The 23,244-nt window shown below is 53.4% G+C and carries 18 protein-coding genes; 8 read left to right on the forward strand and 10 right to left on the reverse strand.

The genetic code is table 11. The annotated features are described in order from the left end of the window. Positions 1 to 647: 647 nt before the first annotated feature. A complete protein-coding gene (locus SR894_RS19285) occupies positions 648 to 2,258 on the forward strand; it encodes a gamma-glutamyltransferase family protein (protein WP_223288568.1) in 1,611 nt (536 codons plus the stop codon). A gap of 38 nt (positions 2,259 to 2,296) precedes the next feature. Beyond that, positions 2,297 to 3,640 (forward strand): NRAMP family divalent metal transporter, encoded by a 1,344-nt coding sequence (locus SR894_RS19290; protein ID WP_223288569.1) that lies wholly within the window; start codon positions 2,297 to 2,299, stop codon positions 3,638 to 3,640. Positions 3,641 to 3,866: 226 nt separating this feature from the next. On the opposite strand, the gene SR894_RS19295 is transcribed toward SR894_RS19290, so the two are convergent. Together SR894_RS19295 and SR894_RS19300 are read right to left on the reverse strand one after the other, a co-directional pair. Next, on the reverse strand, positions 3,867 to 5,489 hold the full coding sequence (locus SR894_RS19295) for a GMC family oxidoreductase (RefSeq protein WP_223288570.1): 1,623 nt from the start codon (positions 5,487 to 5,489) through the stop codon (positions 3,867 to 3,869). A gap of 189 nt (positions 5,490 to 5,678) precedes the next feature. Next, on the reverse strand, positions 5,679 to 6,590 hold the full coding sequence (locus tag SR894_RS19300; protein WP_223288571.1) for a helix-turn-helix domain-containing protein: 912 nt from the start codon (positions 6,588 to 6,590) through the stop codon (positions 5,679 to 5,681). A gap of 164 nt (positions 6,591 to 6,754) precedes the next feature. Between SR894_RS19300 and feaR the strand changes: the two genes are divergently transcribed. Further along, positions 6,755 to 7,702 (forward strand): transcriptional regulator FeaR, encoded by a 948-nt coding sequence (gene feaR, locus SR894_RS19305; protein WP_223288572.1) that lies wholly within the window; start codon positions 6,755 to 6,757, stop codon positions 7,700 to 7,702. A gap of 42 nt (positions 7,703 to 7,744) precedes the next feature. Here feaR and SR894_RS19310 read toward each other — a convergent pair whose 3' ends face one another. From SR894_RS19310 to SR894_RS19340, 7 genes are all read right to left on the reverse strand, one after another. Further along, positions 7,745 to 9,235 (reverse strand): aldehyde dehydrogenase family protein, encoded by a 1,491-nt coding sequence (locus SR894_RS19310; RefSeq protein ID WP_223288573.1) that lies wholly within the window; start codon positions 9,233 to 9,235, stop codon positions 7,745 to 7,747. 100 nt (positions 9,236 to 9,335) lie between these two features. Beyond that, the gene (locus SR894_RS19315; RefSeq protein ID WP_246638177.1) at positions 9,336 to 10,673 is read right to left on the reverse strand and encodes an alginate export family protein; all 1,338 of its coding nucleotides are present in this window, start codon (positions 10,671 to 10,673) and stop codon (positions 9,336 to 9,338) included. A gap of 235 nt (positions 10,674 to 10,908) precedes the next feature. Then, on the reverse strand, positions 10,909 to 12,228 hold the full coding sequence (locus tag SR894_RS19320) for a TRAP transporter large permease (protein ID WP_227406035.1): 1,320 nt from the start codon (positions 12,226 to 12,228) through the stop codon (positions 10,909 to 10,911). Continuing rightward, entirely contained in the window at positions 12,225 to 12,731 is a 507-nt protein-coding gene (locus SR894_RS19325; RefSeq protein WP_223288574.1) for a TRAP transporter small permease, read from the reverse strand. Before SR894_RS19325 ends, SR894_RS19320 begins: the two co-directional genes overlap by 4 nt. Before the next feature lie 27 nt (positions 12,732 to 12,758). Next, complete coding sequence (locus SR894_RS19330) at positions 12,759 to 13,841, reverse strand: TRAP transporter substrate-binding protein (protein WP_227406036.1); 1,083 nt, start codon at positions 13,839 to 13,841, stop codon at positions 12,759 to 12,761. A gap of 232 nt (positions 13,842 to 14,073) precedes the next feature. Continuing rightward, positions 14,074 to 15,066 carry an IS30 family transposase gene (locus SR894_RS19335; RefSeq protein ID WP_223289247.1) on the reverse strand — a complete coding sequence of 331 codons (993 nt, stop codon included), beginning with the start codon at positions 15,064 to 15,066 and terminating at the stop codon, positions 14,074 to 14,076. Positions 15,067 to 15,201: 135 nt separating this feature from the next. Beyond that, positions 15,202 to 17,088, reverse strand: coding sequence for an FAD-binding monooxygenase (locus SR894_RS19340; protein ID WP_223289008.1), 1,887 nt, complete (start codon positions 17,086 to 17,088; stop codon positions 15,202 to 15,204). A 438-nt stretch (positions 17,089 to 17,526) separates the two neighbouring features. On the opposite strand from SR894_RS19340, the gene SR894_RS19345 reads away from it, so the two are divergent. The 5 genes from SR894_RS19345 to SR894_RS19365 all read left to right on the forward strand — a co-directional run bounded on the left by SR894_RS19345 (position 17,527) and on the right by SR894_RS19365 (position 22,222). Beyond that, the gene (locus tag SR894_RS19345; RefSeq protein WP_133731993.1) at positions 17,527 to 17,910 is read left to right on the forward strand and encodes a 5-carboxymethyl-2-hydroxymuconate Delta-isomerase; all 384 of its coding nucleotides are present in this window, start codon (positions 17,527 to 17,529) and stop codon (positions 17,908 to 17,910) included. Between the two features lie 14 nt (positions 17,911 to 17,924). After that, the gene (gene hpaE / locus SR894_RS19350) at positions 17,925 to 19,433 is read left to right on the forward strand and encodes a 5-carboxymethyl-2-hydroxymuconate semialdehyde dehydrogenase (RefSeq protein WP_223289007.1); all 1,509 of its coding nucleotides are present in this window, start codon (positions 17,925 to 17,927) and stop codon (positions 19,431 to 19,433) included. Between the two features lie 63 nt (positions 19,434 to 19,496). Continuing rightward, positions 19,497 to 20,477: a 3,4-dihydroxyphenylacetate 2,3-dioxygenase gene (gene hpaD, locus SR894_RS19355; protein ID WP_133731991.1), complete on the forward strand. Its 981-nt coding sequence runs from the start codon at positions 19,497 to 19,499 to the stop codon at positions 20,475 to 20,477. Between the two features lie 70 nt (positions 20,478 to 20,547). Beyond that, positions 20,548 to 21,438, forward strand: a complete 891-nt coding sequence (locus SR894_RS19360) for a fumarylacetoacetate hydrolase family protein (protein ID WP_223289006.1) — start codon at positions 20,548 to 20,550, stop codon at positions 21,436 to 21,438. Further along, positions 21,425 to 22,222, forward strand: coding sequence for an FAA hydrolase family protein (locus tag SR894_RS19365; protein ID WP_223289005.1), 798 nt, complete (start codon positions 21,425 to 21,427; stop codon positions 22,220 to 22,222). Before SR894_RS19360 ends, SR894_RS19365 begins: the two co-directional genes overlap by 14 nt. 22 nt (positions 22,223 to 22,244) lie before the next feature. On the opposite strand, the gene hpaA is transcribed toward SR894_RS19365, so the two are convergent. Beyond that, positions 22,245 to 23,144, reverse strand: a complete 900-nt coding sequence (gene hpaA / locus SR894_RS19370) for a 4-hydroxyphenylacetate catabolism regulatory protein HpaA (protein WP_223289004.1) — start codon at positions 23,142 to 23,144, stop codon at positions 22,245 to 22,247. Positions 23,145 to 23,244: the final 100 nt, after the last annotated feature.

A 23,244-nucleotide genomic window follows, 5' to 3' on the forward strand; every position in this document is an offset into this window, starting at 1 on the left:
TTTAAGCCGTAGATTCTTGTTGATACTTGCCAGCATTTTTGCTCTAGAGTGCTGTATGCAGAGCTCAGGATGCATGGCTCACTCCAGGACAATGACTCCACAACTTCCCGCAGATGTTGTGTGCACCTTAATTGCGCATTCCAAACCCAATTAGCAGGAACTCCCACTGCTTGCCTCGAACGGCTCAGGTTCCGAAACCCCGCTTGATGCACTTCCAGAATAATCGCAACCTTAAAGCTGAAGTACAGATCACTGGTAAGGTTTATGGTATGTCGATAATCACATCTATTACTTTATAACATCTTTATTTTCAAACAACTACACGAAATACAAGGTGTGTAAAGACGTAACATTACTTTCTTACCAATGAGTCACCAATTGCTTTTTTAGGTAAAGGCAATACCAAGACTCAAGTCATAAACCGCATTAAATATGCATGAAAAATAATGTAGAAAGTTCCGTATTCTCCTGTTACTCAGATCTACTTTTTTACAACTACAGGCTACCTGAATCAAGTTTTTGGCACGCTAAGACAAGAAACAAATATAGGCAAATGAGAAAAAGGACAAAATCGATTTTTATAAATAAAACGATAAAACCCGTTCTCATATATTTAAAACTTAAAAATCAACATATTAGGAGGCCTTATGTTCGGGGATTCACTTTACTATCCTAACTCGTCACGCCGCATGGTAAGCATGAGCAATCAAGGGATGGTTGCAACGTCTCAGCCCATAGCGGCTCAAGTTGGGCTGGAAATCCTTAAAAACGGCGGAAATGCCGTTGATGCAGCTATCGCGACAGCCGCAGCTCTTACCGTTGTTGAACCTACATCAAATGGTATCGGCGGAGATGCATTCGCCATCGTTTGGATAGATGGTGAAATGCATGGCTTAAACGCTAGCGGCAAGTCACCAGCGTCAATTTCAATTGATGCTGTTAAAGCACTGGGCCATAAGGAAATGCCCTTGCATGGTATGGTTCCCATTACGGTTCCGGGGGCTCCTGCCGCCTGGATTGGACTATCAAAACGGTTTGGAAACCTTCCGTTTAAAGAGTTGTTAACGCCTGCCATTGAAATAGCCCGTCGCGGCTTTCCCGTGTCTCCCACCGTTCATCAACTGTGGGAAGAAGCCTATGACGAGTACAAGGTTTACCAAGACCCAATATTTGACGCTTGGTATGCAACCTTTGCTCCCAATGGAAAAGCCCCATGTCCCGGTGAAGTTTGGAAGTCGGAAGATCATGCAAACACTCTCACCTTGATCGCAGAGACAGAGGCAAAGGCTTTTTACCAAGGGGAACTGGCAAACGAGATAGAAACTTTTTGTCAAAACAGTGGAGGGTTCCTAAGAAAAGATGACCTCATGAAAATGACCCCTGAGTGGGTAAGCCCTATATCTACCCGCTTTCGTGGTTACGACATTTGGGAGATCCCTCCCAATGGTAGTGGCATCATCGCTCTACAAGCACTAGCCATGTTAGATAGCCTGTCTGAGAAAGTCTCAGGTGATCCTGTAGAGACTTTGCATCAGCGTATAGAAGCCACAAAACTTGCATATTCTGACGGCTTAAAGTTCGTCACTGAACACTCAGCAATGGGAGTAAGCGTAGAGGATTTACTCTTACCGAGTTACTTAGAAAAAAGAAAAGAGTTGATTAGCCAGGAAGCAATTGACCCAGTCAATGGTAACCCCATCACAGGTGGCACGGTTTACTTAGCCACAGCAGATAAAGATGGCAACATGGTGTCGTTCATTCAAAGTAATTTTAAAAACTTCGGTTCCGGAGTGGTGGTACCAGGGACAGGCATCAGCCTGCAAAACAGAGGGTGGTCATTTTCGCTAGACTCCAATCACTATAACTCACTACAACCTGGCAAGAGAACTTATCACACTATTATACCTGGATTTATAACTAAAGCGGGAAAGGCTATCGGCCCATTTGGCGTCATGGGTGGTTTTATGCAGCCCCAAGGCCATGTTCAATTATTAGCAGGTATGTTTGTAGATGGTTTAAACCCCCAAGCTGCGCTAGATACTCCTCGATGGAAATGGGTTAAAGGCAAAACAATTGAAGTAGAGCCTCACTTTCCAGACCACCTGGCTCAAGCTCTTTCGAGGCGCGGGCACCATATAATCAAGAGTACGGATTCAATCACGTTTGGAAGAGGTCAGGTTATCTTACGAGACCCCAACACGGGCGTACTTTATGGGGGGACTGAGCCTAGAACCGACAGTTCTTTAGCAGTTTGGTAGAGGTTGTAAGTAAGCGCCAAATACCCAGCATGTATTGAATGCAACTCACCACCGGAAGAGTAAAAGCCATGACTTATAAAGACTATACAGAAAAAGAGCCAAAAAGTAGAGGGAGAGATTGGAGCTCGAGCCTCAAATCCCTAGGGCCCGGTCTACTCTTCGCAGGGGCTGCAGTAGGCACGTCTCATATTGTCCAATCCACACGAGCTGGTGCCGAGTATGGCCTAGCTCTTCTGCCCGTTATTATCTTGGCTATTGTCCTTAAATATCCCGCCTTCTGGTTTGGCCCCTTTTATGTAGGAACAACAGGCAATTCGCTCATTGAAGGTTACCAAAAGACATTTGGAAAGCCAGTTGTAGGTCTTTTTATCCTATTACAAGCGCCCATTATGACAATGATTACTGCCGCTATGGCAATCACCACGGCAGGGATAGCTGGGAGCATTTTTTCAATCTCACTTGAAGCCTCTTTCATCGGAACCACACTAATATTAGCGTGCTCTCTGCTGACATTTTTTGGAGGATACAAGGTAATTGAAAAATTAAATAAATTTTTCATTATCACCCTTTCCCTAGGGACTTTAACTGCGACAGCACTCGTTCTACCCAACATTCAATGGAGCTTTTCCACAAGCGATACGCCACTTTTTTTTAGTCTTGCTACTTTTGCCACTATTATAGCAGTGACAGGGCTAATGCCATCCGACATAACGCTTTCAATCAACAACTCACTCTGGTCAGCAGCAAAAAATAAGACACAAGGTCGAAAGCGCTCAGTATTAGAAGAAAAAATCGACTTCAATTCCGGCTATATTGGCACTGCGGTTTTGGCCGTGTGTTTTTTACTGATGGGATCGGGGTTACTGCATGGGCAAAATGTTGATCTTTCAGGAGGAGCAGTAGGATTCGCCAGCCAGGTTATTTCTATTTATTCTTCATTGCTAGGTAAGTGGATAGGGTACCTAGTCGCCTTATCTATGTTAGCCGTTATGTTTACCACATTAATGGCTGTATTGGATGGCTTCCCTAGGATTTTGACAGCTTCTTATTTCGCAATAACAAACTCCTCAGGGGACGATCATGAGACAAGATCTATTGACAAAAGCCTACCATTCTTTTTTATCTTGTTATCGATCGCAACGTTGGCATCGCTTGTTATAAATTTCATGATGGGTGAATTCATCACATTCATGAACTTTGTGATGACACTCGTATTTATCGCAAGTCCCATTTTAGCCACCCTAAATCATTTCACTGTCAATGGAAAAACAGTTGAAAAGCATAAGCGTCCAGGCAGGCTGATGAATTACTGGAGCCTACTTGCAATCATTTCACTAACGCTTCTTTCAATTGGTTTTTTTTATGTCAGACTATTCCTCTAACCGCTTAATGACGGCAGCTTGCTGGCGACACTATCTCTGCCCAAGAAAGCCTAATGGCGAGCTCACGGGCCATGACTTTCAGCCATTGCCTTTTTCTGGGTCAAATTCAAAATGAATACAGGCCTGTTCGAGCCGGATATGAGCGATTAAAGGCTACACCCGCCATTCAAGATAAAGAGCGCGCCCCTTATTAGTGGCGCGCTCTTTATTGCGGATGGTGCGTTGTTTATTGAGCGGCAATCAACAGATCCGCAGCTTTTTCAGCCACCGCAATGGTCGGGGCATTGGTGTTCCCCCGGGGTAAACGCGGGAAAACGGAGCAGTCGATAACGCGAAGACCCTCAATGCCATGGACACGCAGATCAAGATCCACCACTGAGCGCTCGGCATCAGGGCCCATTCGGCAGGTGCCTACCGGATGGTAAGTCGTTTTGCAGTATTGGCGGATAAACCCTTCAAGCGCCTCCTGGCTCCCGGCCACCCCCGCCTCTAGCAACTGACGCGCTTGTGGAGGGGAGAAAACCTCGTCAATAATGCTAGAGAGCGCAGGCGTTTCAAGAAACGCGAGCCCGGCGCGCAGCGAGCGCACCTGGTGCTGTAGGTCTTCAGGCGCCTCGAGGAAGTTGGCGTTGATCATCACCTTGCGGTCATGATGGGGGCCGCTGAGACGCACATTACCACGGGAAGCCGGTTGGAGATGGCCCACCTTAAGCGTGATGCCATGAGTGCGACCTTTACCAATACCGTTAGGGTCATCCCAAGTATCGAGTACCGGCATGAAATGGATCTGGGTATCGGGGCGCCCCTCGTTGGCCGTATCCAGAAAGGCCCCACCTTCCAGCACGTTCGAGGTCATAAGCCCTTGGCGATAAAGCAGCCACTCGGCACCGTGGCGCAATGCCTTGATTCCGACATCTTCACCGTACAGCGAATTAGGTGTTTTCAAGGTGGCGTTGATCGACATGTGGAGATGATCCTGGAGGTTGTCGCCAACGGGCAGATCTCTCAGACACTCAATCCCCAGCTCTTCCAAATGCGTCCGTGGGCCGATGCCCGAATGCATCAGGATCTTGGGGCTGCCAATCGCACCGGCGCTCAGAATAACCTGCTGGCGTGCATGTAACGTTAGGGCCCCCTTCTTGAGCTGGCGAGTAACCACTCCCGTGGCCCGACCGCTTTCGATGATCACGCGGTCTACTTCAGTGTCGGTCAGAATGGTCAGACGCGGGTGATGCCGCAGGCCGCTCAGATAGGCCTTGGAACTGCTGTAACGCTCGCCGTTGAAAGTGGTCGTCTGATAATAGCCGACGCCTTGGCGACCGTTGTCATTAAAATCGTTAACGTATGGCAGGCCGACCTCCTGCCCGGCGCGGATGAAGGCCTGGGACAGCGGGTGGCGATAGCGATTTTCACTCACCTTGAGCGGCCCCTGGGTACCGTGCAACGGATTGGATAATGATTCGTTACCCTCACTGCGCACAAAGTAAGGCAGCAAATCGTTGAACCCCCAGCCCTCACAGCCTTCGTCACGCACCCAGCCATCATAGTCTTCACGATGACCACGGATATAGACCATACCGTTAACAGAGCTACTGCCGCCCACCAGCTTGCCTTGCGCGATCGACATAGAGCGATCCTGCGTCGCGGCATGGGGCGTGGTCATGTAAGGCCAGGTTCGCGTGGGAATGACTTTGCCAACCGCTGCTGGCATGCGAATCAGCGGACTCGAGTCCTGGCCACCGGCTTCGATAAGCGCCACGCGGCCTTGGGTTTGCTCAATAAGCCGATGGGCAATCACACAGCCAGCCGAGCCCGCGCCAATAATGATGTAGTCGTACTGCTCTTGCATATTGTTGCTCCTGCCCGGGGTCGATACGTGCCGGGGTAGGCGTTAGCCTATGAAGCACAACACCACAAGAATTGACGCTTTGCGCCAATGGCTTGACTATCGCTGACATGGCTTTTTATTTATTAATTAACAGCGAATTAGCCGTTAGTGCTTTAGTCGAACAAACCAGCGTTACGGTCTGACGAAGGACTAGGGACTATGGGCGCGCTTACGGGTATCGGAAGGTAGTTCTTTGAACAAGCGGCAGTACTCACGGCTAAAGTAGCTATGGTGGAAAAACCCTTGAAGAGCCGCCGCATCCGCCACCCCGAGCCATGGTTCTTGCAAAAGGGAACGGCGAACGGCGTTAAGCCGCAAGGCACGCAGGTAGTGCACCGGCGACTGCCCCGTTTCAGCCTGGAAACTGTATTGAAGGGTGCGCCGGGAAATATTCAGTTGGTTGCAAAGCGTCATGATCGACGGTGGATCCTCCGCTTGGGCCTTGGTCAAGGTATGGCAGCGATCCACTATATAGCGCCGGGTTCGGTAACACTCCTCATCGTGTTTTAGCGACCTTATGTCGTTATTGAGTAATAAATCTATCCCCTCTTCCACCTGCTGCAAGAGCACCCTTTGAAGTGCGGGCGTTGGCTCTACGTTAGCCTGCTCCATCCGCAGATAGTTGGTCATGGCCTGCCACTGTTGGCGTACGGCAACCAAACATTGTGCGGGCACTTCCAGCGTACGCAAGCGCTGGTCATCGCGCTCCAGCCAGCCATAGCGGCTGCGGTCAACGGACACCACCATAAGATCGTAGTGAGCAGATGCCACGCTCCAGAACTGCTCGCAGCGCGGTAAGACCGTGACCGTATCAGATCGGTAAATCGAATTATTTGGCCAATGGATAGGAATAACGAGATGCCACTGATGAGGGGGAAACTGCATTGATTGGGATATGGCTAAATTAGCACTTTCACGAACAAGTCGTATCTGCTCTCCGGCGATGTCCACAATATCACCCGAAAATCGCCCTTCCTGGACTTGGTCAAACTCCTGCTGCCAGCCCGCCAGACTTAGAGCGTGCTCGGTAACATCCCCACAATGCTTAAGGGTAACGGTCATAAAGATAGCCCACGTAGTTCATGTTGTTAGCCGGGGCGAGTCCAGCCGCCATTATAACCTTACTCATTTTTTGAATAATAAAAGGTAGTGTATCTGCTTACTTTTGCCTAGAGTATAGGCATAGTCATTAAAATGTTAACAAAATTAAAAATGAGGAAAACCTCATGCAAACAGCGAACACAACAACACGCTCTTTTGATGCTTGGTTAGCCGCATTGCGTGACGTATGTGGCAGTTTTGACTCCAAACCGGAATGGCGGCAACGCTTTCAAGGCAGTGTTTCTAAACGCCATCAGGCGGGGATCGAAATTGCAGGTATCACCACTAACGTCGAGCGTATCTTCCATCGTCAGCCGCCTTCAACAAGCGATGAAACGGAACACTGCTTCCTGGTCGTCCAGAAACAGGGGCAGGCCACCCTGGTGCAAAATAACCAGCAACTCAAAATGCGCCCAGGCGAAATGGCGCTGCTGGATTCTGCGAAAGCGTGCGAAATACTGCCCCATGGCCTGATTGAGCACGACTCTTTCCACTTGCCCCGTGAAGAGTTGACACGGCATTTTGGGGAGCAGCCTATCCCCTTTATGAAAATTTCGGCTAACTGCGCTAGTGGCCAGATATTGCAGCTGATCGTTAGCCGCATGGTCACAGGGCAAATTACCGCCACTGAAACCGAATCGATCAGCCATAGCGTCACCAACTCATTAATTTCCCTGCTACCCGCGATCTACCAAAACCAGCAACCCTCAGCGATGCTTTTGGAACAGGCAGGCGATACCCTTTATGAGTGCATTTTGCGCTTCATTGACCATCACTTGCATGAAGATGAACTGGGCCCAGCCCTGATGGCAAAGCAGTTTCATATTTCAACCCGCCAGCTCTACCGACTTTTCGAACAGCACGACGAATCCGTCTGTCGCTACGTACAGTATCAACGCCTGGAACGCTGCGCGGAGGAGCTTGCCAGCCAGCAGAAATGCCAACAGTCGATCACCCAGATTGCTTATAAATGGGGCTTCACTGACTCTGCCCACTTCAGCCGTTCATTCAAGCGTCGCTTCAACAGCTCGCCCCGGGAATACCGGCGAATGAGTTTAAACAACGCTAGCTAGCCGATAAGCAGCGCCTGCTGCGGTACAGGCGCTGTTGTCGTTTTAGTAAGCGATACAAATGGACTTAAGCTTGGTATAGGAGTAGATCGCTTCCTGCCCAAACTCTTTACCAATGCCTGACTGTTTAAAGCCACCGAATGGCAGGCTGGGATCCAGGGTCACATGGGTGTTCACCCAAACGGTGCCCGCTTCAATCTCTGGCGTTAAGCGCATCGCTTCGGACAAACTCTCTGTCCATAGGCTGGCGGCTAGCCCCAGCTCGCTGTCGTTAACCATAGCCAGCGCCTCATTCACATCATCAAACGGAATCACTGTCAGGATCGGCCCAAACGCTTCCTCACGCACAATATCGAACGTTTGCTTGGCGTCACTGATGATGACCGGCGAAACATAGAAGCCCTCTTCGGGCACCTGGACGCCGTAATGTACGTTGGCGCCCTGAGCTTTGGCGCGCTCAAGATGCTGCAGGATACTGCGCTGATGGCGTTGCGAAACCACAGGGTTGACCTGCGCCTGAGGATCCATACCTGGGCCTACAGACATCTGGTCAACCACGCTGCGCAACCGGCTGCAGAATTCATCGTGCAGGCTACGGTGCACGTAAAAGCGTGACGCGGCGGCACACACCTGACCTTGATTAAGCAATCCGCCCATGAGCGCACCGTTGACCGCTTTCTCGATATCCGCATCTGCCAACACCAGCATGGGGTTTTTGCCACCCAGCTCCAGCGAGAATGAGGCCATATGATCAACCGCGGCATGACCAATCACTTTACCCACCTCAGTACTGCCGGTGAAAGTGACTTTGTCCACATCCGCATGGCCCGCTAAATGCTGCCCCACCACCGAGCCTGACCCCAGGATCACATTGAATACGCCCTTAGGCACACCCGCTTCAACGGCAAGTTCAGCCAGCCGAAGTACGGAAAGCGGAGTCTCAGAAGCAGGTTTTACAACCACAGAGCATCCGGCGGCCAGCGCTGGGATCGCTTTCCACAGCGCTATCATCATGGGGAAATTCCACGGCACGATCGCAGCGACGACACCAACAGGCTGGCGGAGGGTATAGGCGTTAAAGTTAGCGCCTTCAGGCATGCCAATCGACACGTCGCCGGTCTTGCCTTCCAGCTTCGTGGTCCAGCCCGCCATGTAGCGGATAAAATCAACTGAAAAGCCGGCATCGACGGCCCTGGAGATATTGATCGACTTCCCTTGGTTGAGCGTTTCAATCTGGGCAAGCTCTTCGCTGTGCTGTTCAACGAGGTCAGCAAATTTAAGCAAAATGCGCTCCCGTTGCGCCGGGCTCATACCTCGCCAGCGCCGATCATCAAAGCTGCCCTTGGTGATAGCGACCGCTTCGTCTGCCAGCGCCACATCGCCCTGGGCCACCGTGCTTAATTGACTGCCATCCGCCGGGTTAATAATGGCAATAGGATTTCCCTGCTCACGAAATCCTCCATCAATGAAAGACCCACGGGCACGCTGTAAAAAAGCCTCTACGTCAGGTAACGCTACGATTAACTTATTAGTCATATCAAAATCCTCTTGATCAATATTCAAAACGCTCAACCAATGGATGGCATGTAGCCCTCACGTGGGCACTGCCACCCAAGTTCTCCTCGCGTTTGTTACCTCAGAAATTAAATCCCAGCAGTAATTGGGTATACAGGTTAGCGCTGTCTCTGCCGATCTGGCTGCCACCGCCTGCGGCAGAAGTATCCGGGTCATAACGCCCGATCAAAGGCATCACCCACCAGCGTTCACTGGGCGCCCAAAAAGCGTAAAGATTGACCTCCTGCCCATCCACGTTGGGGCCTGCTTCGCTAGACAGGGTATGGAAGTCGTAAAGCATAGCGCCCAGACTCAAGCTGTCCGATGGTGTAAGCGTCACGTTAAGCTGCTGGACGCGGGAGTTCGAATTGAAGGGGCCGGCATAGTTGGCCGCCACCTCTCCCTGAAACCAGGTGCCCAACGCTCGGCCGTTACCATAGAATAACGGGTCGTACTGATCGGAGAAGCGGCTGAACCGGTAGCTAACGCTAGGCGTCCATGGCGCGTCTGAGAATGTCCAGCCTGCTTCCAGGTACCAGGCATTTTCGTCCTCTGAACTACCATTTCGCTGTAGTGCGTACTCACCAGAAAGAAACAGGTTTTCGACACCGACATTGCCTTGCCCCCGCACGCTATAGACCTTAACGTTTTCGCGGTCAGGGTAGAGAAAAGCATAGTCGTCGTCCGTACTCAGTACATCAAGATAGGTAACGCCAAGCGTGCCGTTGTCGGTCACACGCTCAAAATTCGCAATCCCCAGCGCCGGTTTGGCCTGAGCTGGATTGTCTGACTCCAGCCACATAACATCCCCGCGCCAGCCTTGCTCGCCCCCCAAGCGTAGAACAGCGGTTTTTTCAAACGCTTGTCGCCCAGCTAAATAGTAGGCACCTCCCCGGTCTAGGTCGCCACCTAGCACACCCTCACCAAAGCTGAGGGCATCCCCGGAAATCAAAAAACCATCGCCGAGCTGGATACGCTGACGGCCCAGTGAGAAATCAAGGCCGTCTTCACCCAGGGCGGCCACGGTATCGCCTGATTTCCAGCCGACATAAAGATTTTCAAGTCGCGTTTTGCGCTCGTCCCCGGTCGTAAAGCCAGCCGCGTCTCCTTGACCAAGCGTCGCGCTGGACACCCAGGCCACATTGGCATAAAGCGAGCTGCGTTGAAGCGAATGGGCGGCGTCCAGGCCGTATTTGGCGTACCCCTCCTGCCAGTCTCGCCCGCCAGCCTTGCTCGTTTCGGACTGCGCATAGCCCTGTTGACTATGAAAGGCGCCCACCACCACCTCAACGTTGGCCTCTATGTGGGTAGTCTCGTTATCGACCAGCTCAGCGGCACGGGCGCTGTTTAACGAAGCGGTTAGCGCGCCAGTGGCAATAGCGGTCACAGGCAGCAAGGCGGAATAGCGTAGCTTCATCATGAAGAGATCCCTTGTTATTTTGCACGGCTTGCTTGGATATTAGGCACTGCGTATTGGTTAACCTGACTCAGATTATTCAGTCACGCAGAGCATCTCTTGTCATTGTTTGACGAAAAACTGCCTCTCCTTGCCTGCGTCCTTTACTGGCGACCATGGGGAACAAAAAAACCGGCGCTGAGGCCGGTATAAAGGTTGGATGGAAGCGCGCTAAAGCAGCGTGGTTTTCATAGCCATGCTATAGCCACACCAAGGAGAGAGCGGGGACAAATACGACAATCGCAATACGCACCACGTCCGCCCCAATAAACGGCAAGATACCTCGATTGACGGTGGCCAAAGACGCGCCTCTGCTATATTTCTGCACGATAAACAAATTCATGCCCATCGGCGGTGTTATCAGGCCAATCTCCACCACCATCAGCGCGACGATACCGAACCAAATTGACTTTGCACTGGCGTCCAGACCAAATAGCTCCAGCCCCATGACAATGGGGTAAAAGATAGGGATGGTTAACATGATCATAGACAGCGAATCCATCACACAGCCCAGCAGCAGATATATAAGCAAGATGATCAGCAGCACCGCCAGCGGTGCCAAACCGCTGCTGAGTATCCACTCTGCCAGCGTACTCGGTAACTGCCCCAGCGCCAGGCCGCTGTTCAACAGGTCAGCGCCGATTACTACCAGATAGATCATGGCGGTCGCTTCCGCCGTCCCTACCAGGCTTTTATAGACTCCTTGCCAGCGCATGCCTCCACGCCATAGGGCATACAGACCACAGGCCGCCGCCCCAATGGAAGCGGCTTCGGTTAAATTTGCCCACCCCCCATACAGCCCAAAGATGACAACGACAAAGATAACCAGTATCGGCGCAATGTCGCGCAAACTGATTAACCGCTCGGCCCAGGAGTGGCGAGGGGCTCTGGCAACACCACGCATCGTCCTGATGGCCATGATACGAATAACCAGCAGATAGCCTGCCACCGCTAACAGCCCAGGCACGATCGCCGCCATAAAGAGCGCCGCAATCGATTCCTGGGTCAGTACCGCATAAACGATTAACGGCACAGAAGGGGGAATCAGGATGCCCAGGGTGCCGGCTGCTGCCACGGTACCCGTCGCGAGGCGCTGTCCATAGTGATAGCGCTCCAACTCTGGAAGAGCCACTTGACTCATGGTAGTGGCGGTCGCCAAAGAGGAGCCGCAAATGGCACCGAAGCCTGCACAAGCACCGGCCGCCGACATCGCCAAACCACCTCGCCAGTGGCCTATCCAACTAGCACAGGCCCGGAACAAGGCAGCGGATAAACCGCCGTGAATGGCAAACTGGCCCATCAAGATGAAAATCGGAATGACCGCCAGGTCATAGCTGGAGAAACGGGCGTAGACCAAATTGTTAAGCGTAAAGAGCAGTGACCGGGTATCACCGCCATTCACTAACCAGTAACAGATCGCACCGGCCACCAGCATGGCGACCCCAACGTGCCATCGCACCCCCAGCATCACCAATAAGATGCCCAGCGAGATAGCACCTATTTCAAGGCCGCCCATCATAGACTGTCCCCCTCTGACGCTGCCGCTTCCACATCGTGAGCAACGCAGTAAATGCCCTGATAAAGCGCGCACATGCCCAGCATGGCAATGCCAGGAAGCATGGCTGCCTGAGGAATCCACTGAGGGATACCAAGCTGAACGCTTTGGGCGTTATAGGTCAGGCTGTCGAGCGCTAACAGAGCCGTTCGCCAAACCAAGAGCCCGCTCACCAGAGCGAGCACTAAATGGGCAATCGCCAACAGGACGCGGTTAAATAGCGCTGGCAAGAACGTTCCGACGATATCCACGCGGATATGACGGTCGTTGATCTCACACAGCGGAAGAAAGCAGGCCACTGCGACAGCAATCAACATTTGCAGCAACTCAATATCCCCTGATATGGGGGCTGACCAAAGTCGCCGCCCTAACATCGACAGCAGAGAAATACCGATGGCCGACAGCAGTAACACACCGCCTGCCATCGCCATCGCAATGGCTAACCGTCTCAGTACTATTCTTGTCATCACCCTCTCCAAACGGCTCGACTCGCCCTACTGATCTGACGCTTTCAGGCGTAGGTCTGGAACCTGCTCGTCAACCATTGCGGCAAGCGCCTCCGCCAAGGCGCGACGATCAATACCGTCGTCGCTATTGTCCATCCACTCGGTAGCGATACCGCGCGTCGCTGAGTTCATTTCCTGCCAAGCCGCATCGTCCAGGGTGATAATCGTATGCGCCGGGTCAGCTTCAATGCTGCTTCGAGCGTCGCTGATGGCCGCATCCCAGGCGCTGCCGAAGCGTTCGGAGAGCACCTCACCGCTGAGCGAGTCAAGCACCTCCCGCGCCTCATCCGGCAAGCGGTCATAGCTGCGTTGATTCATCAACAGCGCCAGCACAGTCACGGTGGCAGTCGCCTGGTCGTCGGCATTTTCGGTGTGATAAAAAGTCACTTCATTTAGCTTGGTCGGTGGCACCACTTCCCATCCGGCCGTAGCTCCATCGATAACGCCTTTGGCCAGCGTATCGGCGATCTGTGCGGGCGGCATGCTGACTGCTGAGGCCCCCATTTCATCGATAATCCTGGATGCCATACGCGTAGGCGATCTGAGCCGTTGGCCACTCATACTCTCAAGGTTACGAATTGGGGTTTCCCGCGTATGGAGCACGCTGCCACCATCACTGTGCACCGCTAAGACTTTATAATCTTCAAAGTCTTCCGCAGCGTGCTCTTGGGAGAACTGCCAGGCAATGCGGCTCGCTTCAACGCCACCAGAAGGCAGTACAAAAGGCAGTTCCATCGCCTCGCTGCGAGGGAAACGACCAGCGGAGTACCCCAACGCCGTCCATGCGATATCAACCACGCCGTTACGAACGGTATCGGCAAGCTGGGCGGGCGTTCCCCCCAGTTGCATTGAGGGGTATATCTGACAGCGCAGCTCACCCTCAGATTGGGCCTCAAGATCTTCGCACCATGGTTCAATGACCTGCTGCTGAGCATTCGACATAGCAGGCAAGAAATGCATGATTCTTAAGGTTGTTGCCGCTTGAGCGGGCAGCGACGCGGCCATGGAAGCCACCACAGCTACGCCAAGGCTGAGACGTAGGCGACGGGGCAGGAACGGGGATTGAGGCATGACTTTCTCCATTACTTATTATAGATACCAGAGGTTTATTGGGGTGGTCACTGCTAAATCATCATTTTGTTAATATATAAACAAAAATAAGTGAGAGCGGGAAGCCATCCGTTAGTCGTAGACAATTAAAATATTGTTAATATTTTAACAATATCACAATCAACATCTTTAAAATAATCTAACGATGCCCCTTAAACGTGAAGGAGCCAGCGCTTAGCGCTGGCTCCTGGATTCAACTAGTAAGTGCAGCACCTGCGGTTTCTAGTGCTCCTAAGTATTCGCCTAAGAACACCTGCGCTGGGGTTCGGTATCCCAGTCGCTTCCTTGGTCTATCGTTTAGCTTATTGACGACACTTCGTAGCTCGGCATTGGTCACTTTGCGAAAGTCAGTACCTTTAGGAAAATACTGCCTAATCAGACCATTGGTGTTTTCATTAGTACCACGCTGGCATGAGCGGTACGGGTCGCAAAAATAGGTCTTAGCCGAGACGGCCTTGGCAACTTTCCGGTGCTCAGCGAATTCCGACCCATTATCCAAAGTGATGGAGTGCACTGCCCCTCGGCGTGGTGCCAATAACCGCGTCATTGCCTGAGCCGTTCTAGTGGCGGTGATTGTTGGCAGCCGCGCTGCCAAGAGGTAGCCACTGCGTCTTTCGACCAGGGTCACCAGTCCAGATTCTTTGTGGCCCTTAAGCACCGTGTCGCCTTCCCAATGGCCGATATGGCGCCGTTCTTCCACCTTGGCAGGGCGCTGCTCAATGCCTACTCGGTGCGGGATTTTGCCTAACCCCGCCCGCTTAGCCAATTGGCGCTGATAGCGCCGCTGGCGTGGCAGTCGGAGCCGTTTCCATAAGGTTCCACCGTGCTTCTTGTCGTCCCAGATTAACGCATAGATCCATTGATGGCTTACGCAGACCCCGTTGGCATTGGCCATGAAGCCACTGATTTGCTGAGGGCTCCATTCGTCCATCAATTGGTCAGTGACCCAGCGAATCAGGCTGGGCAGCCGCTTCGTCACTTTCCAGGCAGTGCGTCGACGCTGATCACTTGCCGATTGAGCCTGTTCAGGCGCATAACCACTGGTCAGACCGTTGCGCTTTATCTCGCGACTAATGGTACTGCTATGGACACCAATCGCCTTAGCTATCTTTCGCTGGCTAATGCCGGTCTCAAGATAGGCAAAAATTTGGTATCGTTGGCTCTGGGTCAGTTGTCGGTATCCCATGCTCTGCTTCACTTTGGTAGGTAAGGCAGAGAGGGTACCGGCGCTGACCCTCCTGCCTCTACCTTGTGGTCCAAAGTGCTGCGGTTATTCTATGAATCCAGGCTCACAGGCGGGATCATTCTGAGCGGCTACTATTCATACGCCAACGGTGAAGATGGGTTTAAAGAAAGCGGCGAGCTCTTCGGTGGCCGATAGCGGCAGAACATGGGCCACATATTGATCAGGGCGAACCACTACCACGGCACCATGACGGTCAATGCTACGCGCACTGAAAATATCGTCGTCCGGGAGACACCCGAAAACATTTTCTAAATTGACCAGCGCAAAGGGGCCGACTTCCGGCTTGAAAGCTTCAGGCACCCGTGTGATATCAATCTCCTCGTGCGGCTGCTGATAGATCACCTTGACATCAAACCAGGTACTCACGCCCTCAGTCTGCGGCGCCACCTGCAGCGGCGATTGTGGTGACGTCTTCAACCACGTGGCAAATTCATCGATGGCCGAAGGCGTATCGACTGCCGCTGAGTCGGCAAATACATACAGACGCCAGCGCCCATCGGCTTCAGCCAGATGCCCCAGCTGCAGCGGGTTAGCGTCACACACTCGGATCGCTGGCGCCGACTTAAAGCGTTTGCCGACTGGAAACCCAGCGGCAAGGGCTTGATAGGTTGTCTCCCCAATGATCATCGATGGCTGATATTCCGTCATAAAGCCAGCGGGGAACTCAATGGTCCGCATGTAGAAATCTTCCAGCTCGGACGGGTCTTCAAACTCCTCCGGGCGCTTGGCCATCATCGACGACCACTGTTTATCAAAGTCGATTAAGTTTTTAGCCACCACCTGGCGCTCGGCGGAGTAGGTAGATAACAGGCTGGCGGGGCTGACGCCGGTCAATACATGGCCTAGCTTCCAACCTAGGTTGAAACCATCCTGCATGGAAACATTCATGCCCTGCCCGGCCTTGGCACTGTGGGTGTGGCAGGCATCGCCAGTAATGAAAACCCGGGGCAGGCGACCAGCATCCGGATTCTCGACGTCATCGAAGCGGTCACTGAGGCGATGCCCCACTTCGTAAACGCTGTGCCAGGCCACATGGCGTACATCCAGTTGGTAGGGGTGCATGATTTCATTGGCTTTGGCGATGATGGTGTCAATCGGCGTTTCGCGCACTTTATTGCTGCCATCCGCCGGCACTTCACCGAGATCCACGTACATTCTGAACAAGTGACCACCTTCGCGGGGAATAAGTAGAATACTGCCCCCCGAGTGCGACTGAATGGCACATTTCGTACGGATATCGGGAAAGTCGGTGACCGCCAGTACATCCATGACCCCCCAGGCATGATTCGCCTGATCACCCGCCAGGGTGCAACCAATAGCTGAGCGTACACCGCTGCGCGCCCCATCACACCCGACTACGTATTTAGCCCGTACCGTTCGGCTAAGCCCCTCCTGCTCACCCGCGGTATGGCGTAACGTCACCGTGACCGGGTACTCATCATTTTCAGCGATATGCAGGCTATCAAAAGCAAAACCATAATCGGGACGAATGCGCGCAGGCCCGTTCATGGCGGCTTCGGCGAGATAATCAAGCACCCTTGCCTGATTAACGATTAGGTGAGGAAACTCGCTAATACCCGCAGGATCGTCAGGGGTACGCGCGGTGCGCGTAATGCAAGTCGGCTGACTGATATCCGGCTTCCAAAACGCCATCTCGGTGATGCGATAGGCTTCGGCAGTGATGCGATCAGCAAAACCAAAGGCTTGAAATGTTTCAACGCTGCGCGCCTGAATGCCATCTGCATGCCCAATTTCAAGTCGCCCCGCCCGTCTTTCGACAATGCGCGTTGTTACCTCGGGGAATTGAGCCAGCTGGGCCGCCATAATCATGCCAGCAGGCCCGGTGCCCACAATCAGTACATCCACTTCCTCAGGCAGCGATGCCGCACGGCTTACACCGCTACCCGCTGCAGGTTTGATACGTGGGTCGTGGGAAACATAGCCATAGTGGTGGAACTGCATAATATCTACCTCGTAAACGTGATGGCTTGGCATTTTTCTATACTGGATCAGGCAAACACTCGTGAGGATGTGTTTTACACAGCCTTCATTGTACTTTTCATAAATACCCCACCTACCTTAGTCGACAACCATTAATAAATTAAAAAATATTGTTAATCTATTAATACAATTCACAGCGGCAGTGTTAAAAAACCATCTACAAGAGATGGAGGTCTATGTCTTCGTGCTAAAAAAGGAGTCCGTGAATTTTCAATTTTCGCTCTCTTGGCTATACAAAAGGCTATGCGAAAGGCTATGTAAAATTCATCTTGACAGGCGCCTTTATTTTTTCGTTAATACATTAATGAAAATAAGCGTGTCATTTTAAAAACCACTGCGCTACTCAGGTCAGACTGCTTCTATGCGCTAGATAGCCCAGTATTTTCAAGGAGTTACAACGTGCCACACCTGCATATCGAGTATTCGCCCGAGGTGGCAACACTGGTTAACGTACAAGATGTATGCCTGGCCGCCCACAAGGCAATGAAAGAGAGCGGTATTTTTCCTATCGCGGGTATCCGGGTACGCGCCTTCGCCGCAGACCACTGCATCGTTGCCGATGACCACCCCGACAACAATTTTATGGCCATGACGCTCTCTGTGGGCGCAGGCCGAGAACGGAGTGCGCTTAAAGCTGCCGGCGACCTGGTGTTTGCAGGCGTACAGCAAGCTCTGGCCCAGCCGCTCGCCACGCCCTACTTCGCCTTATCACTGGAAATCCGCGAAATCAGCGCCGATTTGAGTTGGAAAGACACGCCTATTCACTCCCGACTGTCGTCATAACAGGAGCCTTCACTATGAGCACTTTGCAAGACAACATCGCCCGGGCGCAGCAGTATATGCAGCGCTTTAAAGAGCAAGGGGTACTCAACCACATCAACGGTGAGTCGGTACCCGCACAGTCGGGAGCCACCTTCGACACTATTTCTCCCGTTGACCTCAAGCCCTTAGCCAGCGTTGCCCGTGGTGGCAGCGAAGATATCGACCGCGCCGTCAAAGCCTCTCAGGAAGCCTTTAAAACCTGGAGTAAAACGCCAGGTAAAGAGCGCCGCGCTATTCTGATCAAGGTGGCCGAAGCCATCGAAGCCCGTGCAGAAGAGATCGCCTTCACGGAGTGCATGGATACCGGCCAAGCGCTGCGTTTTATGTCGAAGGCAGCTATTCGTGGTGCGGCTAATTTTCGCTACTTCGCAGACAAAGCCCCCGAGGCCGAGGATGGCCTGGCCCTGCGTAACGACACCCAAATGAACGTAACCTCCAAGCGCCCGCTTGGCCCAGTGGGAGTGATCACACCGTGGAACACGCCGTTTATGCTCTCCACCTGGAAGATAGCGCCCGCCCTGGCGTCCGGCTGCACAGTGGTACACAAACCCGCCGAATTTTCGCCGATGACAGCCAAGCTGCTTGTTGAGATCGCAGAAGAAGCCGGGTTACCGAAGGGCGTACTCAATCTGGTCAATGGTTTCGGCGAGGACGCGGGTAAAGCGCTAACAGAGCACAAAGGCATCAAGGCAGTGGCCTTTGTGGGTGAAAGTCGCACCGGGCAAATGATCATGGCCCAGGCAGCTCCCACGCTGAAGCGCTTCCATTTCGAGCTCGGCGGTAAAAATCCTGTCATTATTTTTGACGACGCGGATATTGAGCGTGCGATAGAAGCCGCCACCTTCATGATCTACTCGCTCAACGGTGAGCGCTGCACGTCCTCTTCACGCCTGTTGGTGCAAGACACTATCTACGGCGAGGTCACTCGCCGCGTTGCCGACATCGCCAACAACGTCAAGGTCGGCCACCCTCTTGACCCGGACACCGTCGTCGGCCCGCTGATTCACCCTGAGCACGAGAAAAAAGTGCTGTCCTATTTTGACAAGGCTCGCGCCCAAGGCGCCACCATTGCGGCCGGTGGCGAAAAGGTCGGCGAAGAGGGCTGCTTCGTGCGCCCAACGCTATTTACCCAGGCCAACAACGATATGGCCATCGCCCAGGAAGAGATTTTTGGCCCGGTGCTGACCGCCATTCCGTTCACAGACGAGGACGACGCTCTGCGCATCGCCAACGATACCGAGTACGGCCTGGCTGCCTACCTGTGGACCAATGGCCTCAACCGCGCCATGCGTTTAACCGATCAGCTTGAAGCCGGCATGATGTGGGTCAACTCCGAGAACGTGCGCCATTTGCCCGCACCCTTTGGTGGCGTTAAGTCCTCCGGCATTGGCAGGGACGGCGGGGACTGGTCTTTCGACTTTTATATGGAGACCGTCAACGTATCCTTCCCGCGCAAGGTGCATCAGGTTCCGAAACTCGGCTAATTAATGCCCGAGACGACACCTCTGGCTCACACCGCTTGTTTAGATGGTACATGGAGAAACACAATGCCCACACCAGCCCCTAACTTATATCCTGAATTCAACATTATACGCTTAAGCCATGTTGTATTCGGCGTGACCGATCTGGCCAAGAGCCGCCACTTTTATGTGGATACGCTCGGCCTTCAGGTCACCGACGAAGACGACCAGCGCATCTATCTACGGGCCATGGAAGAGCGCGGCCACCATTGCATGGTGCTCGAAAAAAGCGCTGAAGCTAACGTTCAGGCGCTCTCTTTCAAGGTTTTTGATGAGAGCGAATTAGACAAGGCGTACGCATGGTTTGAGCAGCAGGGTAAGCCCGTCGAGTGGGTAGAACGCCCCTATCAAGGTCGCACGCTGCGCACCGTGGACTGCTTTGACACCCCTATCGAGTTTTATTACCAGATGGAACGGCTAGCGCCTATCCATCAACAGTACGCTCTCTACCGGGGTGTCAAACCGCTACGCATCGACCACTTCAACCTGTTTTCTACCAGTGTCGATGACGCCGTGGCGTTCTATAACAGCATGGGATTCCGGGTCACTGAATATACCGAGGATGAAGAGAGCGGCAAGCTATGGGCGGCCTGGATGCATCGTAAGGGAGGTGTCCACGATATCGCCTTCACTAACGGTGAAGGCCCGCGCCTGCACCACACTGCATTCTGGGTGCCCACGCCACTCAATATCATCGATTTGTGCGACCTGATGGCCACCACCGGTTACGTCAGCAATATCGAACGTGGGCCCGGTCGCCACGGCATCTCCAATGCATTTTTCCTGTACATCCTCGACCCGGATGGCCACCGCATCGAAATCTACTGCTCTGATTATCAGACCGTTGACCCGGATCTAGAACCAATCAAGTGGGACTTGAAAGACCCCCAGCGGCAAACGCTATGGGGGGCGCCAGCGCCGCGCTCCTGGTTTGAGCACGGCTCGCTGTTTAAGGGTGTCGAGACCAAAGCATCTCAGCTAAAGGCCACGCCGATCATCGCCCCTTAACAGCGCCTGGTTGCATCTTCCAGGTTTCGCAGCAAACGGCCCGGCTCAGCCGGGCCCAGGAGAATATGTCATGAGTGCACCCCTGCCCCCACGGCTGGCCGCTTTTCACGCTAATGGCGCGGATCGTTACGGCGTTGTTACCGCTGACGGGATCATTGATCTACTGCCAGAGTTTGGTCATCGGTTCAAAGGTCTTAAAGAAGTTATTGAAGCGGGCGCGATCGACGAACTGTTGAACGCCGCAGAAGGCCGCCGCCCAAGCTATCGTGAAGAAGATGTCACTTATCTGATTCCCATCGCCAACCCTGAGAAACTGATCTGTGTCGGCGTTAATTTTCCGTCACGTAATGAAGAGTATAAAGACGGCCAGGCCGCCCCCAGCAAGCCTTCCTTGTTCATTCGCTTCCCGCGCAGTTTTGTCGGCCATCGCCAGAACCTGGTACGCCCTCCCGAGAGCGAGCAGCTCGACTATGAAGGTGAAGTGACCATCGTTATCGGCAAGGGCGGCCGGCGTATTTCAAAAGAGAAGGCTTACGAGCATATTGCCGCGCTTACCCTATGCAACGAGGGCACCATTCGTGATTGGGTACGACATGCCAAATTCAACGTCACCCAGGGGAAGAACTTTGACGCCACCGGCGCTATCGGGCCATGGCTGGTGCCGTTCCATAACGCCTCTCAGTTAGACGATATAGAGCTGACCACCCGGGTCAACGGCGAAGTACGCCAGAACGACCGCACCTCGCGCATGATGTTCGATTTTCGCTATATCGTGAACTACGTCTCCACGTTTACCACCCTGGTGCCCGGCGACGTTATCGTCTGTGGTACGCCTACCGGCGCCGGTGCGCGCTTCGATCCCCCTATCTGGCTGAAGCCTGGCGATGTCATTGAGGTCGAAGCGGAAGGCATCGGCAAACTGGTCAACGGCGTGGAGGATGAGAAAAATGCCATTAACTGACGCCCAGATATCCGCTGCCGCCGAAGCACTTCTGGCGGCGGAAAAAAACCGCGAGCAGATCGGCCTACTGTCGCGCCAATATCCCGACATGACGCTGGATGATGCCTATGCCATCCAGGCGGCTCAGCTACAAAAAAAGACCGAGCATGACGTCATTGGCTGGAAAATCGGCCTGACTTCCAAGGTAATGCAGGATGCCCTGGGGATCGATACACCTGATAGCGGCGTGCTGTATGACTACATGCGCTTTTCGACAGGGGCCGTGATTGCCAAGGATCACTTTATTCAACCCCGCATTGAAGCTGAAATAGCCTTCGTCATGAAAGCGCCCCTGGAAGGTGAAGTAACCCGAGAGGACGTGCTGGCGGCCACGGATTACGTTGTGCCCTCGCTGGAGATTCTGGATACGCGCATCGTTCGTCAGGATGCTGCTACCGGCCAGACACGCCTGATTGTCGATACGGTATCCGACAATGCGGCCAATGCGGGCATTGTGCTTGGCAACGAGCGTCACTTGCCGACGGCTTTTGACCTGCGCTGGGTGGGTGCCATCGTCAAGAAAGATGGCAACGTCGTGGCCACCGGCCTGGGAGCGGGCGTGCTGGACGATCCGGTAACCGGGTTAGTCTGGCTGGCCCGCCGCATGGCCACTTATGGCCAACGTATTGAAGCAGGGCAAGTGGTGCTGTCGGGCTCTTTTATCGGCCCGGTGGAATGCCCTTCCGGCAGCGACATTGACGCCGACTTTGGCCCCTTTGGAACGGTGAAGCTGCGCTTCGATTAAAGGATGCCTCGTCAACGCCTGCTCACGACTGGCTAAGCTGATGGTGGCGGTAATTTGAGGGAGTGGTATCGGCATGACGAGCAAAGAAGCGACAAAAGTAGGCGGGATCCTGGAAGCCCAACTGGTAGCCAATCTCGTTGACGGTCATACCGGTAAAGGTCAGCATCCGGCGAGCTTCCTGCATCAGCCGCTCATGCACCAGCCGCTTACTGGGCACCCCAGCGATACGACGGCACACGCTATTGAGCCGCGCCTCGGTCACGTTAAGGGCCGAGGCGTACGCCGACAGCGTCCAGTGCGCTTTGAAGTGGGCTTCGATTTCCAGATTGAAGCGGTGAAACAGCATCAGCTCGTCATGCCGTGCATGCTGCGCTTTGAGGGAGTTGGCCGAAAGCCGAAACAGGCTGATAAACAGCAACCGCGTCAGGGTCGTCAGCGCCACGTCACGCCCTTTACGCTCGGCAGCAAACTCCGCCCCCAGCTCATCGAAAAGCCGCTCAATGCGGGCAACCTCATGGCGGGCCTCCGAGCTGACGTGGCCGGTGGCAACGCAAACGGGCGTAATCTGCCCAATACTGCCAAGGTCAGGGCACTCATCAAGCAGCGACCATACCAGTTGCTGGCGCACCGTCAGCACATGGCCATCGCTGCCCTCTTCGGTGGTGAACGAATGGGGAATTCCGGGCGGCGTCAAAAAGAACATCGGCCCTTGCTGATGATACTGCCGGTTATCCAGGTAAACCCTGACCATGCCGCTGTTGATGTAGTGCACCTGAAAAAAGCGGTCATGGTGGTGAACCGGCATGTTGCGCCCGAAGAAGTCAGCCATCGGCCTGAGGGCATCGTAATGCACCGCCGCGTCAGCATACCGCTGATCGTACTCCTGACCGATCGTGATATTGGGAATGGGGGTCAACGCCATGTGTCTGCTCCTGGGTGGGCGCGTCTTAACCCTAAACGCTGTTCATATATTAACAAACTAACGAGGCAACTCTCCATGGCGACAAGCCACCCGCTGGAGA

Origin of the sequence: Vreelandella neptunia (genome assembly GCF_034479615.1) — a bacterium.
GTDB classification, from domain to species: Bacteria; Pseudomonadota; Gammaproteobacteria; order Pseudomonadales; family Halomonadaceae; genus Vreelandella; species Vreelandella neptunia.